The sequence below is a fragment of the Erwinia sp. B116 genome (assembly GCF_002865965.1).
GTDB lineage: Bacteria > Pseudomonadota > Gammaproteobacteria > Enterobacterales > Enterobacteriaceae > Erwinia.
In genome coordinates, this window is the sequence record NZ_JRZZ01000061.1 from 1 (window position 1) to 14,733 (window position 14,733).

11 protein-coding genes, 1 tRNA gene and 3 pseudogenes are annotated in these 14,733 nt (G+C 45.8%); 9 read left to right on the plus strand and 6 right to left on the minus strand.

Translation table 11 applies throughout. From position 1 onward, the window contains the following. Positions 1-618, minus strand: a 618-nt coding sequence (locus NV64_RS21575) for a 2-keto-3-deoxygluconate permease (RefSeq protein WP_199177711.1), incomplete at its 3' end; no start/stop codon positions are given. Between the two features lie 182 nt (positions 619-800). After that, positions 801-1,817 (minus strand): annotated as a pseudogene (locus tag NV64_RS21580) (IS630 family transposase). 477 nt (positions 1,818-2,294) lie between these two features. Here NV64_RS21580 and NV64_RS21585 point away from each other — a divergent pair. The 4 genes from NV64_RS21585 to NV64_RS21595 all read left to right on the plus strand — a co-directional run bounded on the left by NV64_RS21585 (position 2,295) and on the right by NV64_RS21595 (position 7,040). Continuing rightward, the gene (locus tag NV64_RS21585; RefSeq protein ID WP_101506747.1) at positions 2,295-3,377 is read left to right on the plus strand and encodes an AAA family ATPase; all 1,083 of its coding nucleotides are present in this window, start codon (positions 2,295-2,297) and stop codon (positions 3,375-3,377) included. A gap of 274 nt (positions 3,378-3,651) precedes the next feature. Continuing rightward, positions 3,652-3,861 (plus strand): hypothetical protein, encoded by a 210-nt coding sequence (locus tag NV64_RS23530; RefSeq protein ID WP_158239919.1) that lies wholly within the window; start codon positions 3,652-3,654, stop codon positions 3,859-3,861. Between the two features lie 1,065 nt (positions 3,862-4,926). Next, positions 4,927-6,135, plus strand: a complete 1,209-nt coding sequence (locus NV64_RS21590; protein WP_199177712.1) for a DNA cytosine methyltransferase — start codon at positions 4,927-4,929, stop codon at positions 6,133-6,135. Continuing rightward, on the plus strand, positions 6,135-7,040 hold the full coding sequence (locus NV64_RS21595) for a NotI family restriction endonuclease (RefSeq protein WP_101506748.1): 906 nt from the start codon (positions 6,135-6,137) through the stop codon (positions 7,038-7,040). The genes NV64_RS21590 and NV64_RS21595 overlap by 1 nt, the downstream gene beginning before the upstream one ends. Positions 7,041-7,185: 145 nt before the next feature. Here NV64_RS21595 and NV64_RS21600 read toward each other — a convergent pair. Continuing rightward, positions 7,186-7,461, minus strand: a pseudogene (locus tag NV64_RS21600) (integrase core domain-containing protein); the annotation flags it as partial. A 63-nt stretch (positions 7,462-7,524) separates the two neighbouring features. Here NV64_RS21600 and NV64_RS21605 point away from each other — a divergent pair. Further along, positions 7,525-8,684 (plus strand): IS3 family transposase gene (locus NV64_RS21605; protein ID WP_101506749.1). Its coding sequence is split into 2 segments (ribosomal slippage): positions 7,525-7,783 and positions 7,783-8,684, totalling 1,161 coding nucleotides; the frame shifts between segments, so codons are not numbered across the junction. A gap of 121 nt (positions 8,685-8,805) precedes the next feature. Here NV64_RS21605 and NV64_RS21610 read toward each other — a convergent pair. The 3 genes and pseudogenes from NV64_RS21610 to NV64_RS21620 all read right to left on the minus strand — a co-directional run bounded on the left by NV64_RS21610 (position 8,806) and on the right by NV64_RS21620 (position 11,267). Continuing rightward, entirely contained in the window at positions 8,806-9,501 is a 696-nt protein-coding gene (locus tag NV64_RS21610; protein WP_101506750.1) for a hypothetical protein, read from the minus strand. A 304-nt stretch (positions 9,502-9,805) separates the two neighbouring features. Next, positions 9,806-10,913: pseudogene (locus NV64_RS21615) on the minus strand (IS3 family transposase). Positions 10,914-11,182: 269 nt separating this feature from the next. Beyond that, a tRNA-Leu gene (locus tag NV64_RS21620) sits at positions 11,183-11,267 on the minus strand. Between the two features lie 393 nt (positions 11,268-11,660). On the opposite strand from NV64_RS21620, the gene NV64_RS21625 reads away from it, so the two are divergent. The 4 genes from NV64_RS21625 to NV64_RS23290 all read left to right on the plus strand — a co-directional run bounded on the left by NV64_RS21625 (position 11,661) and on the right by NV64_RS23290 (position 14,547). Then, positions 11,661-12,671, plus strand: coding sequence for an HNH endonuclease domain-containing protein (locus tag NV64_RS21625; RefSeq protein ID WP_101506751.1), 1,011 nt, complete (start codon positions 11,661-11,663; stop codon positions 12,669-12,671). Next, positions 12,671-13,252 (plus strand): bifunctional 2-polyprenyl-6-hydroxyphenol methylase/3-demethylubiquinol 3-O-methyltransferase UbiG, encoded by a 582-nt coding sequence (locus tag NV64_RS21630; RefSeq protein WP_101506752.1) that lies wholly within the window; start codon positions 12,671-12,673, stop codon positions 13,250-13,252. Before NV64_RS21625 ends, NV64_RS21630 begins: the two co-directional genes overlap by 1 nt. A 12-nt stretch (positions 13,253-13,264) precedes the next feature. After that, positions 13,265-13,903 (plus strand): hypothetical protein, encoded by a 639-nt coding sequence (locus NV64_RS21635; RefSeq protein ID WP_056231311.1) that lies wholly within the window; start codon positions 13,265-13,267, stop codon positions 13,901-13,903. Between the two features lie 62 nt (positions 13,904-13,965). Continuing rightward, positions 13,966-14,547, plus strand: a complete 582-nt coding sequence (locus NV64_RS23290; protein WP_146005536.1) for a hypothetical protein — start codon at positions 13,966-13,968, stop codon at positions 14,545-14,547. Positions 14,548-14,733: the final 186 nt, after the last annotated feature.

Consider the following 14,733-nt stretch of genomic DNA (forward strand, 5'->3'; position numbering starts at 1 on the left):
CCCCAGCGCAAAGGCAAACAGCGGGATCAGCACCGGCCCGCCGCGGGTTAAGAACGCGCGCATCTGCGGGTCAAGATTACCCAGCAGCATCCCCAGCGCTAACGGCACCAGCACCGCAACCAGCGACATCAGCGGAATGCTCGCCATCCCGGCCGCGCCCAGTGCGATCATGGTAAAAAACGGCCCGTCGTTCAGCGACAGAATCGAAATCGCCCCCACGTCCCGCTGGTTGCCGAACTCGCCGACCAGCGCGGCATACAGCCCGCCGTTGGAGTTGCCCATCGCCGCGATAATCGCCAGCCCGCTCAGGCCAAACAGCCCTTCTGTTCCGAACGCGCGGTCAACGGCCAGCCCGAGCACAACGGCGACCAGCAGCTTGGTCAGGGTGATGGTGCTGCCTGCCAGCAAGGCTTTGGGGGCGGTTCTGAGGGTGATGCCGGCACCCATGCACAGCAGGAAAGCGGCGATCAGGGGGGCGGCACCGTTTTTGAAGAGTGCGGTGGTGAAACCGCCGATCTCGAGTGCCTGGGGGTGGAAAGTATTAAGGAGTGCGCCGAGGGCTAAGGGGACAACCATCATGCCGCCGGGGATGGATTCTATTCGTTGCTTAAGGTTCATAGGGGGTGGAGTCCTTTCTGGGTGATTGGGATTGATCAGGGTGACTGTAAATAATCAGGTCGCGGGGAGATTTGAAGGGGGTCACAGGGTGGGGAGTTTGGATGAAGTGCTATGGGGGGCAGCGGAGAGCTGGTGGGCTAAAGGTTAGTCGCAAAGCTACTAAATAGCTGATCCTAATATCACTACACTTTGGCCGGACCGCCCGGGAAGAAGCTGACTGTACTCATAAAATGTTTACCCCTTGAGTAATTGCCACATTGAACGACACTGGTGATTGCGGGCGATAGTGTCGTGTAATGCCTGCCACAGCCATTCGATGTGATTTACCCACGGCGAGTGAACCGGCTGGTAGATGAACCTGAACTTTAGATTCTCTTTCAGCCAGCGCAGCGTTCTCGGCTCTTGTAGATGATGTAGTTATCCACGATGAACTTGATGCTTTTTGCCAGGCGGTAGATCGCCTTAAGGTGCTTCAGCAGGCTAATAAACAGCATCGAATTTCTAGTGCTACCGCCCACTTAACTGATATTCGCAGTGCAGCTGAGCAGGGCATCCGCCAGGTAATACTTTTCATTCTGGCCGGGCGCGATAACGCGTTTCTACTGCCCCCTCAGCTGCCAGTCTGCGCCGTTTTTTTGGGTTGAAGTGGATATTCACCTCGTCATCATTAAACACCAAATTTTCCAGGCTGAACTGTGCAAGAGCGGCGTTGATAGTGGCCATTTTCTTTCTTATGCGGATCACGGATCCTGAGCGTAGGGGCAGCTCTCGCTAGACCAGACTAGCCCAGGGAGCCAACAGCGGACGGTGGACGCATGCAAGTGAAAATATTTTATCTATATGATTTTTATAGCCATCAATTCATTATTTCAGTGCGAACGCTGGTAGCCAAAGTCACTCGGCGAGTGCTTCACCAGCTGTCGCAGCAGTGAGCAGATATGCTCAACCGGCCAGCGTCGGCCGCACCCGGGCGGCAGCGATTTCAGGCGGTCGGTGCCATAAAGGTTGAACCAGTTTATAAAGCGGCCCACGGATGAACGTGCACAAAAGAGTGTTCTGGCAACGTCGCTGACGCTATCCCCACGGTCCAGGATCAGCAGGGCCGTAAGCCATCTGGCGTGGTTTTTGTCATGCGTTTTGTGGATAGTTTTCTGCATCATTCGTCGTTCACTGCGGGGTATTGGTGCTATGATCGGCATCGCTCAGTCCGGTTGGTGATTTGTTTTGATTTGACGATTGATCAGATCGCATAATCCGGTCTAAGTTCCCTCAAAGTGATCTACTATTCCGAACAGCTATTTAGGCACCAGCGTGACCTCGATTGATTCAGCCCTGAGAACTTCAAAACTCTCGCCATGAGGACAAAAGCGTTATGCCGGAACGGAGTCAATCTAATCCATAGGACGTTCTCATATGGGTTACGATGGCATTACTAACGTAAAGATGTACTGATCAAGTGGATAGGTCACTTGAAATATTCAGCGACAAGGATTAAGATGATTGCGTATGAAAATTAAGTTAAGAATAGAGAACCCTTATAAACTTCCTTATAGGAAACGCTTTCAAATAAAATCATCTAGCCTCAATTTATAAATTAGTCTTCTTCCAGTAAATCTAACCTTCACTATCTAAATAAATCACCCTCCTAAAACACTTACTCATTAAATGAGGTAGAAATGAAATACAGAGAGAGTCAAACTGATCTAAGTTTAAGGAAATGGTTTTCGAACTCATTAGAACACGCCCTATTAAGGAAAGTTTCTCTTGAAGTAGGAATGCTGCGCTCATTATCATCCTTTCAGATCAACATTGATTATCCGTTACTTGCGATTGCTGGGAGAAATGGCTCAGGAAAATCTACTTTGTTGGCGATGGTTGCCTGTGCATATCATAGCAAGGAAGATAAACATCTTTTAACCGGAAAAAGGAAACCTTATTATACACTAGCTGATTTTTTTATTCAGCACTCTGATGAAGTGCCTCAAGAAGGTATAAGCATTGAATATTTTATTGCTTTCAATAACTGGAGGGCATCGAAAAGCATGCCAAATGGAAAAGGAATAGGAATAGGAAGGCAAGTTAGAACTAAAAAGAGGGGAGGAAAATGGAATAACCATGATACCAGAGTTGATCGTCAGGTTATTTTTTTAGGAATAGAAAGAATAGTTCCTCATAGTGAAAAAAGTCAATCTAAGAGCTATGCTAAACGATTTGTTTTTAATGGTGACGAGCTAGGATTTGAAAACGAGATTAGAGAATGCGTAGGCTACATACTTAACAAAAAATATGATGACTTTAAATATGTTTCTCATTCAAGATACAGACTTCCGATTGTGAAATATGCAGGGAAAGTAATATCAGGCTTTAACATGGGGGCAGGAGAAAATGCACTCTTTGAAATATTCTCTTTATTATATGCAGCCCAGCCTGGGGCTTTAATCATTGTCGACGAGATAGAATTAGGACTTCACGCAGAAGCTCAAATTAAATTAATAGACCAACTAAAATTTATATCACTAAAAAGAAAGTTGCAAATCATATTCACAACTCATTCTGACATCATCTTCGGATGCGTTCCGGACGATGCTAGAATCTATATGGAAAACGTTAACAACAAGACGGTTATCAATACAGGAATCTCACCTGAATATGCTTTTGGAAAATTAAGCTCAGAAAATCCTCAAGAGATTGAAATAATGGTAGAGGATAAAGTCGCAGCAAAATTAATATCCAACACCCTGCCTAGCAATATTCGATAAAGGTTACAAATAAAAATTATTGGATCTGCAAGTTCTTTATCACGACAAATGGGTGCGCTTTTTCAAAGAGGAAGCAGGGAAAAAATATTGACAATTTTTGATGGGGACCAAAAAAATCACAAAAGGATAATTTAAACTGTGCACTTTCGATGCTTGAGAGGAATGAAGAAGATTTCAAAAAATGGTTTTCTGAAAACACAACTTTTTACCTGGAGATTATTGGCCAGAAAAGTGGATTATTGAGAAAAATCTAGATCATATTGAAAATCTTGCAATGCTAGTCAATGGAGAGTTTGATATTACAAAATCAGCATTAAACCGAGGAGCGGGATCAGAAAAACATAAAGAATTCTACGAAGCAGCACAAATCCTTGGAATAACCGAAGCAGAAATGCTCGACAGATGCTGTATAAATATAGCCATGAAGTGTCCAGAAAGCCTTGATGACATAGTCAACCTAGTTACGAAAAAATTATCTGAATAATTTTAATTATAAAATAAGATACATCAAGCGCTACATTTTCTGCGAGACGATTACCTTATTAGCATCCGAAGACGATACGGGTTATCGATGCAAAGCAGAACCATTTACCACTGGGGAAGGCGACATAATGATTGGGCGGTAACCCTGCGCATCCGGAAGTTAGCGCAACCTCGGATATGGTATTGTTATCCGCACATTCACATCTAGTTTAGGCGTGAAGATTGCCCGTTTGACAACAAGAAAAAAGCTTATTTATTACCTGTACAGTCTAAATTTTTCAAAAGACGCTCCGTTGGCATGCCAGTTAAGTTCACTTTTGGCAGTACACGTCCCTGACATACATAGGTCAGCACTTAAAATATAGATAAACTATCGGATAGTTTTTACTTTTGACGGCGTTCCGGGTACTGACTGTAGTACATGATTATATCTAGAAGTGCTTAAAAATTCACGTAGAGAAATTACCCAATGGCGAAAGTTTGATAGCTTTAATAGAAGAAGTATAATCATTTAATGGTGTGTATTCAGACGAAGGTTAGTAGTGCGTTTATCTGGAAAACTCTGGAAAATTGGCGTACGAGCATGAAGTCTTCTCGGACTTATTGCAGCCCGGATAACTGACAAACAAATTATTTTTAAAAAATTCAACGTCAGCCTGCAAGATGAACTCCTGAAAATTCATTGATCTGTACCACTTAGCGGACGCAGTAAAAATCCGGTTACTTGAGCATAAAATTTAATAATGAAAGGACGTATTTATCATTAAATGACATTAATCTGGCTTAACTCTTCCGAATTATCTTGGAAGACGAAGATCTCTGATTTATCACTCAGCCTGTTTTGCTTAAGATAAATAATCTTTACGCAAAAAAACGCCTTTAATTAAAATTTAATAATTACATTTCCAGATAAGATTCAACCAGATTAGAATATAATATTCAGGAAATTAATAGAGTAAAACAAATGATACAATAAGATTAAATCTCAACTAAAAAAATACAAGTTGAAAGCAGCCTGGTGTCTATAGTATAATATTTCAAGACTTATATATTATCGAAGGCAACGATGAGCAACAATATGAAAATGTTAGACCTATTTTCTGGTGCTGGCGGATTATCCGAAGGTTTAAGCAAGGCAGGATTTGTGAGTTTGTATGCAAACGAAATCCAAAAAAAATATGCCGAAACCTATGCAGAAAATCATAAAGAAACGTTTGTCGATAATAGAGACATTCGTGAAGTAGATGCATTGCAAGTACGTACAAAGTTAGGTCTAAAAAAAGGTGAACTTGATCTAATTGCTGGCGGCCCTCCCTGCCAGGGCTTTTCTATAAATGCTCCTAAAAGATCATCAGAAGATGCTAGAAACCATCTTTTCAGAGAGTATCTAAGGTTTGTTGAGGAATTTTCACCTCGAGCTGTTCTTATCGAAAATGTACCAGGCCTCGTATCATTTGAAAATGGTGCAACTCTCAAATTAATTCTTCTAGAATTAAGTAAACTGGGATACAAATCTGACGTAAGAATTTTGTACGCTCCGCACTATGGAGTTCCACAGACTCGCTGGCGTACCATAATTATTGGCTTCCGTGAAGTTTTGGATATTAGCGATGCATTTCCGAAACCATTTACTAATGCACCAATGAGAGTAAACTTCACCTCTATGTTTGAAGGTAGAAATATTGTAGCGATACCTGAATCGATTGAATTCCCACCTTATGTTAGCGTGGGTGATGCAATTGATGATCTTCCAATACTCAATAATGGTGAATCAAGCGATACTACTCAAAACTATCGTACTGAACCTCAAAATGATTTTCAGCGAGCTATGAGGGTTGGTTCTCAAGGTGTTCTTAACCACGAAGCGGCTCGCTTAAGTAAAGTGAATTTAGAGAGATTAAAACATATACCTGAAGGAGGAAACTGGACTAATATTCCGTTCGAACTTCTCCCAAAAGGTATGCAACGAGCAAGACGTTCAGATCACACGAAAAGATATGGTCGTGTTGCTGCACAAGGATTAGCATCTACCATTTTAACAAAATGCGATCCTCACTGGGGAGCTTATTTTCACTATTCTCAGGATCGATCTTTCACAGTCAGAGAAGCTGCCCGAATTCAGACGTTCCCTGATAACTATAAATTTACTGGTTCTCGGGTGGAACAATACGAACAAGTAGGCAATGCAGTGCCACCATTATTAGCTTCAGCTATAGGTAGATCATTATCATCCGTATTAGGCCAACCTATCTCTATAATAAAAAGGACTGTTTAATGGCTAGCAAAATTTGGGAGTTTTTTGGATTCAGTGCGGATGATAATTCTAGTAAGTCACTGGGTTATAGGAAAGACCAAAGGTGTCCTTTCACAGAAGAGCTTTGTGAAAAAAAGTTTAGAGACGGTACAAGGACTGGTGTCTGTTCTTTAAAACCAATGAAAGGTGATCCAGTCATATGTTGTCCAATACGTCTATATGCAGATGATTATGTGATTTTAAAAGATGTTGTTAAGCGTGCTTTTGGAGCGAATTTACCTCTGAAACGTGGTCGTGATTCAGTGGATTATTCTTTGAATAATGGTGAGTCATGTGTTGCAGTTTTTGGGAAGCGCTGGGGGGGAGAGCTTAGGTTGCCTCAAAAAGAAGGAAAAGGTGCATATTTTGTAGATTGGGTTCTAGCACATATCAATGCTTACGGTGAGGTTGAGGAATTTGTTGCTGTAGAAGTACAAACTATCGATACAACAGGTAGTTACGGAAATGGATTCACAAAATTACTAAATGAAAATGAAATAATTAAAACTACTGCGGGATTCAACTGGGAGAATGTATCTAAAAGAATACTTCCACAACTAATTTATAAGGGTCAAGTTCTTCAAAGAGAAGATCTATGTCGGAAAGGTCTTTTTTTTGTATGTCCAACACCAGTTTACGAAAGAATCATGAGCAGGCTGGGAGGTAAAAATGGTTTGCTGAAATATCAACTACAACCAGCAGCAATAACTTTTTTAAGTTATTCTCATAGTAAAGACATACACCCAGAACACGGGAAAACTAATAAACTAATGATCGATACTGAACATACCACCACGGTATATAAGGTACAAGAAGCATTCAATAATGTCACTTTACCAGATGCCAATGTATTTCAAGACGCAATTTTAAGAGCAATCACTAAGTAAAATTAAATCTTTAATAAAAATCTCTAGAGTGATGAGGGTATAACCATCTCCCTGATAAAATGATGGTTTATTGGAGATTTAACAAAAAACAAAATATAGCATTATAATTTCCCCTCGAAAATTAAAATAGATAAAAATGTAGTAATCAACAAAAACTGGCCACAGTTTTAGAGTTTTTCCAGAACATCTGCTCTGATTCATTCGGCGTCAACCCGCCGTTGTACTGATGAGGACGGAGCTGGCTGTAATATCCCGTTATGTAATGCGTAATGCTATTCCGGGCCTCAGAAAAATGGCTATAGCCGGTGCAAGGTACCCATCCTGTTTTAAGACTGCGGAAAAAGCGTTCCATTGGACTGTTATCCCAGCAGTTACCCCGTCGGCTCAGGCTTTGCTTAATCTGACATCTCCACAATAATTGATCTTACCCAGCAATAGTGGACACGCGACTAAGTGAGTAAACTCTTAACCAGAGGTGACTCATATGACAAAACCAACGGCGACCAAAAAGCCCCGTAAACAACACACGCCAGAATTCCGCCAGGAAGCCCTTAAGCTTGCTGAACATATCGGCGTGGCCGCTGCAGCTCGCGAGCTCAGCCTGTACGAATCACAGCTCTACAACTGGCGCAGCAAACAGCAAAATCAGGCAACGTCCTCTGAGCGCGAGAGCGAACAGGCTGCTGAGATTGCCCGCCTGAAACGCCAGCTGGCTGAAAAAGACGAGGAGCTGGCCATTCTCCAAAAGGCCGCGACATACTTCGCGAAGCGCCTGAAATGAAGTATGTCTTCATCGAAAACCATCAGGCTGAGTTCAGTATTAAAGCCATGTGCCGGGTGCTGCGCGTGGCCCGCAGCGGCTGGTATGCCTGGCGGAGCCGTTGCACAGTTATCAGTGCACGCCAGCGCTTCCGACAGGACTGCGACAGCCTGGTCAGTAACGCCTTCAGCCTGGCTAAACAGCGCTACGGAGCCCCCCGCCTGGCAGAAGAGCTGCGTGCGCAGGGCCTGATGTACAACGTGAAAACGATAGCCTCCAGCTTGCGGCGTCAGGGTCTGCGGGCAAAAGCTTCACGCCGGTTCAGTCCGGTCAGCTACCGTGAGCACGGTCTGCCGGTCTCAGAAAACCTGCTGAAGCAGGATTTTAACGCCAGCGGCCCGAACCAGAAGTGGTCGGGAGACATCACGTACTTACGTACGGATGAAGGCTGGCTGTACCTGGCCATGGTTATTGACCTCTGGTCGCGGGCCGTTATCGGCTGGTCGATGTCATCACGGATGACGGCAAGGCTGGCCTGCGATGCGCTTCAGATGGCGTTATGGCGGCGCAAGCGGCCAAAATACGTTATCGTTCATACGGATCGGGGCGGGCAATACTGCTCAGCGGACTATCAGGCGCTACTGAAGCGACATAATCTGCACGGGAGCATGAGCGCCAGGGGGAACTGCTATGATAACGCCTGCGCGGAGAGCTTCTTCCACTCGCTGAAGGTGGAATGCATCCATGGAGAACGGTTTACCCGCAGTGAAGTAATGCGGGCAACGGTGTTTAATTATATCGAGTGTGATTACAATCGCTGGCGTCGTCATAGTGCCTGCGGCGGCCTCAGCCCGGAACAGTTCGAAAACCAGACTCTCGCTTAGGGACATGTCCACATTACGTGGGTAAGATCATAGTGCCTGCGGCGGCCTCAGCCCGGAACAGTTCGAAAACCAGACCCTCGCTTAGGGACGTGTCCACATTACGTGGGTAAGATCAATATAGTCACCTGCCATCACATATACCCAATCTGTATGCCGCATGAAGATCATGAAAATAATCACATAGATATATGAGGATTTTATTTAAATCTGGAAATACATTTACATCAATGTCAAATGAGTCAACTATGTTGTCTTCGTCATCAACTAATAGCAAAGCCTTCACATACTTCCCTTTTTTTTTGTTCATCGAGTTTATAAGATCTTCCGTACTTTTTTGCCTTACAGATGACTTTCTCACATCCTGTATGTGATCTCCCGTTTTAGGATAACGAAAAAAAGTACTCTTAGAATCAATGGAATTTATCTTATGGATCTTATCTAAAATATCATTTTCAATTACACCAATTCCTAAGTGAAAAAAACAAGGAATTAACTTATTGTGCTGACCGATTAAATATATGGTTAATAATCTAATGTCATGCATGTTTTCTAATTCGCAATCCTTTCCCAATACTTTAATTTTTGGTTTTTCAAGAGCACCACCATTACTGAATGGAATTTCAAAATTTCGGTGCAAAACATAAATTAAAGACTTTAGGTAAAGTTCGATTGCATGTCGTCTAAGATAATTGACTGGCATTCCTAAATCTTTAACGGATTCAGAAGTCGATAATATATCTGCTGATTCTTTAAACTGTTCTGCTGTTGCACCAAAACCATAATCTATGTGCATATGCAAAGGCATCATTAAATACATCCCCTCTCCTTATAATCAATTTAGCATCATTTTTCATTGACTTTTATTTATAACTTATTATTAATGAGTTATTACACATGGAATGATTAATCAATCTAATTAAAGGAATTTTTATGAATCAATCCAATTTCATCCCACGATCATTGCGAACCCACTGACCCTGACTCGAAATCCTGCTCCACTCAGAAACAGAATTCCGGCATAATTGACCCGCACCCCGTATCTGATCCATTCATAATCAGGAATAACCGGCTTCTGACCCGCTCCCCGTATCTGATCCATTCATAATCAGGAATAACCGGCTTCATTCTGGCTGCATATTCTGGCAACCGGCAGATTTTTCGGCAAATTCGCAGGGTGTCATCCAGCCCAGTGCAGAATGGGGACGACTCTGGTTATAGTGTATGCGCCAGGCCTCGATTTTGCACCGTGCATCCTCCAGAGACATGAACCAGCTCTCGTTCAGACATTCCTGCCTTAACCTGCCGTTGAAGGACTCCACCGTCCCATTATCCGTCGGTGTTCCCGGCCGTGAGAAGTCGATTCTGATCCCTCGTTCATATACCCACCTGTCCAGCATTTTCCCTGCAAATTCAGAACCATTATCGGTTTTCAGCAGCTGAGGTAAAGGACGTCTGAGCGCTATGCTGTTCAGCATTTCTGCCACTTCTGTTGAACGCAGATTCTGCCCCACGCAGATCCCCAGGCATTCGCGAGTGTACAGGTCGATGACGGTCAGCAGGCGCAGTCGTCGCCCGTCAAACAGCGCATCAGAGACAAAATCCATGCCCCAGACGTGATTCGGATACAGGCCCTGAGGCTGCGATTGTCGGCGCTGTGCGGATTTATTGCGGCGTGGCCGTTTGAGGCGCAGAGACAGCCCCTGTTCACAGTAAAGGCGGTATATCCGTTTGTGATTATCGCGCCAGCCCTCACGCCGGAGCATCACGTGTACCCGGCGATAGCCGTAGTGAATTCGCGTTTCGGTGATCTCACGGATGCGCAGGCGCAACGCACTGTCATCGGCAGCAACTGAACGATACCTGAACGAGCTGCGGCTGAGCCGTAACGCAAAACAGATCTGTCTCTCGCTGGCACCGTAGCGGGCGTGTAAATCCCTGACCCACTCGCGCAGGCGTGCCAGCGTCAGCTCTTTTTTGCAAGCACGTCCTGCAGCATCGCCTTGTCCAGGCTCAGATAGGCAACAGCCTCTTCAGCCGCAGATTTTCCTCTTCCAGTTGCCGCATGTGTATGAGTTCAGAGGGGGAAATTCCGCCATATTTCTTACGCTACGTGTAAAAAGTGGCATCGGATATACCCAGTTTGCAGCAGACATCCGGTACGTACGTACCCAGTTCGGCCTGCTTCAGGGCAAAAACAATCTGCTCTTCGGTGAATCGTGACTTTTTCATCGGCACAACCTCCGTTCATGGGAGTGTTTATCATGCCGGAATTCTGTTTCTGAATGGAGCAGGATTTTGGGGGAGGGTCAGCCAAGCTTACCCCCCCTATTGGTACAAGCCTGATCGAACCGGAAATACCATCATCTGTACCAACATGTGTTGGTAGATGTACGTTGGAGTCGGTTGACCTTGAGAGAATTAATATAACGAGAAGAGTAGGAAAATACTGGATTTCAGGCACAAAAAAAGACGTCCATTGACGTCTTTAAATGTTCGCATGGTGCCGAAGGCCGGAATCGAACCGGCACGTATCTCTACGGTTGATTTTGAATCAACTGCGTCTACCGATTTCGCCACTTCGGCACTGAAGGGTATGCGGAAAACGTTGTGGATTATACCGTTACCCCCTGCATACGCAACCGGATTCCGCATCCTTTGCGCTGAGTGTCGAAAAAACGTGCATTAGTGAGCCAAGCACTTCTGCTGGCTACTACTCTGCCCTTGCTTCGTCCGCGCCCTTGCCCCAAGTCTGGCCTGCCTTAGCGGCAGCTTCACCCCAGCTCTATCTTTGTCACAGCCCTCCCAATGCGCCGCGCATGCCCTATACACCATACGGCTTACCGCCTTCACGCCTTAACTCCCTCAACTCCTCAACTCCTCAACGCATCCGGCATCACATGTTTACATCCCCATCATTTTGTTATCAGATCCGCTTACCCGATTCGTTTAAGAATCTTCGTAGCTTACGGATACCGCATGCACTTCTATCAGGTCGATCCCACGCTTGAGAACTACTGGCGCGGCATCATTCTGTTTGGCCGCAATGTGGCCTCTTACAAGTTTGCGCTGGCGAAGGCGCTGTATGAGCTGCGCCATGCGCAGAGCGAGCTGATTACGCTGGACGACCTGGCGCTGCCGTTTGCCCGGCATATCTGCGAGCACCTGCAGCAGGCACCAAAGCAGAACACCTCGAAGCAGAGCCAGTTCCTCAATGCCTGTAACGCCTTTAATCGCGGCGAGCTGGATCCGGCTGCGCTGCAGGCGGCGACGGTAAAACTGGGCTTTGGTGCGGTGATCGATGCCTTCCATAACGTGAATAACGGCGAGATCGACAAGCGCTTCTTTCTCGACGAGCGCCGCAGCCATAAGGGCATCCGTCTGACCGACAATTTCTTCCGGCTGACCGAAAGCGAGCAGTTCGCAAACCTGCTGCCGGAAACCGAAGCGCGCTGGCGGCTGGTCGAGCAGGCGTGGGCGCTGGGCGTGTCGCGCAATATGATTGCGGTGGAGTACGACGCCGCGGACCAGATGCTGTTCAGCAGGCAGGGGCTGCGGCGCACGGCCATTACCAGCTGCCGCGACAGCCTGAACGGCTACCAGAAGGGAAAATGCTTTTACTGCTATCGCAGCATCAGCATCGTGTCGGGGGATGATGCGCTGGCGCAGGTCGATCACTTTCTGCCATGGAGCCTGATGCCGCAGGGCATTCTGCGCAACCTCGACGGGGTGTGGAACCTGGTGCTGGCCTGCCGGGCGTGCAACGGCAGCAAGTCGGCGCGGATTCCCTCCGTGCCGCTGCTGAGCCGCTTGCATACGCGTAACGAATACTTTATCAACAGTCATCTGCCGCTGCGTGAAACGCTGCTGGAGCAGACCGGCAAAAGTGAGAAGGTACGCAGACAGTACCTCAACGACCGCTGGAACACCGCCCGGCAAAGCTTACTGCATACCTGGGAACCCGAAGCACAGGGAGAGGCCACCTTCTGATGAGCATTGATTACTACCAGCGCCACGCACAGCGCTTTTTTGACGATACGGTAAACGTTGATATGTCGGCGCTGTATCAGCCGTTCCTGGCGCTGTTGCCGGCGGGCGGGTGCATCCTCGATGCCGGCTGCGGTTCGGGGCGCGATGCGCAGGCGTTCCACCAGCTCGGCTATCAGGTCGATGCCTTTGACGCCTCCAGCGAGATGGTGGCGCGGGCCACGGCGCTGAGCGGGCTGCCGGTTCAGTGCCTGCGTTTCGAGCAGCTGACGGCGGTGGAGCAGTATGATGGCATCTGGTGCTGCGCCTCGCTGCTGCACGTACCTGCTGATGAACTTTCGGGGGTGATGGCGATTCTGGCGCGGGCGCTGAAGCCCAGCGGCGTATGGTATCTGTCGTTTAAGTTGGGCAGCGGCGAGCGGGAAGTCGACGGAAGGTCGTTTACTGATTTAGACCAGTCACGGATTGAAACGCTGCTGGCTGAACTGCCACAGTTGTCGCTGGCCTCGTGCTGGCAGACGGCGGATAACCGGCCGGTTAATGCAACGCAGTGGCTTAACGCCATCGTTACCCGGCAACGTTAAGGAGAACATGTTATGAGCCTTCCCGGTTCGGGAATCGTTGCTGAAGTTACGCAATCGCTGGAGCAACATCCCTTGTGGACCCTGCTGGCAGTCTTGCTGCTTGTGGTTATTCCGTTGCTGATGAAATGGTTCTGTAGCGAACTGAAGCTGGAGCACCTGCTGCAGTACACGCTGAATAACCGCATCAAGTTTATCAAGGGCGAGCTGAAGGATAACCTGATGAGCGAAGAGCAGCGGGCCGACTATCAGGCGCACTATCACCGGCTGCTTAATCAGAAAACCTACGGCATCAAAAACCCGCAGTTGCAGGCTGAGCTGGCCGGGGTGATCCGCAGCTCCTCCGATATCCTCGACGTGAAGTACTTCCGCCCACATCAGTATATTCTTAGCCTGAACGAGAATAAGCGGGTGTTTGTCGACGGCAAAAAGGTCTCGCAGCGCAGGATTGAAGCCTGCGTGCTGATTGCGATGGGGATTACACTTATCGTATTAGGGTTGGCTGTCATTCAACTTTATGCGCCAATGGGTATTTTCATTATGGCACTGGGGTTACTGCTCTATTTCGCCACGCTGGGGCATTTTCCGGCTAACTTCCGCGTTCGTAAACATTTGCAGGCTCAGTTTGACACGCATTACTCCCAACAAACATGAGTATTAAAACACCTTCTCACGTAATATTATAAAAGACAACCAACCCATGGGGATATATTAGCATGAGCATTACTGAAGCAGTCATTAAATGTTTTTTAATTTCAGTTGCTGCACCTATTGTAAGATGGATAATCGGTGGAATAAATCCATTTGAAATTTCAGACATCAGATTGAACTTCAAGTTAAAATTCATTAAACATAGACTGGAAGATGTTTTTTTAACTGATAATTTGAAACAAACCTTACTTGAAGAACGGAAAAGACTCGTCATGCAAAAAATTACAAAATTTGAGAATCCAGTTTTACAAGAAGCGGCATTAATGATTGCAAGTAAATCACCAGATGTACCGAGCCCAACTTATCTTTCAAAGTTCAAAAATTTACTAACCGTAAATGAATATGGCGCTCTTTGTTTCAGCAAGGACAGAATAAAAGATTACTTCAGTAATTTTCTGGTTATTTATATTACTGGGTGCGCGATATTAATCTTAGGTTTTTATTATGGAAGGGAAGATGACATCTTCTTAAAAACTTGTATAATATCAACCGTTGCGCTTCATTTTTTCAGCATTCGCTATGCAACTCCTGGAAAAAAGATGATGGCGGATTTAGAGAAAAGAATTAATAGAGCATACAATAGCTAACACGCCAATATAAACTTAATAGAGCCGGTATTTTTTCATATAAAATCCAGCTCTTTTTTTAAGAAACCACACCATGACGTTAACTTAAAAATCATGATTGATTTATATAAAGCACAAGTAGCATCCGATAATTCAACAGCTTTAATCTGATTTATTTTTTCTAAACAATTTCCCTCAAACTCCCCC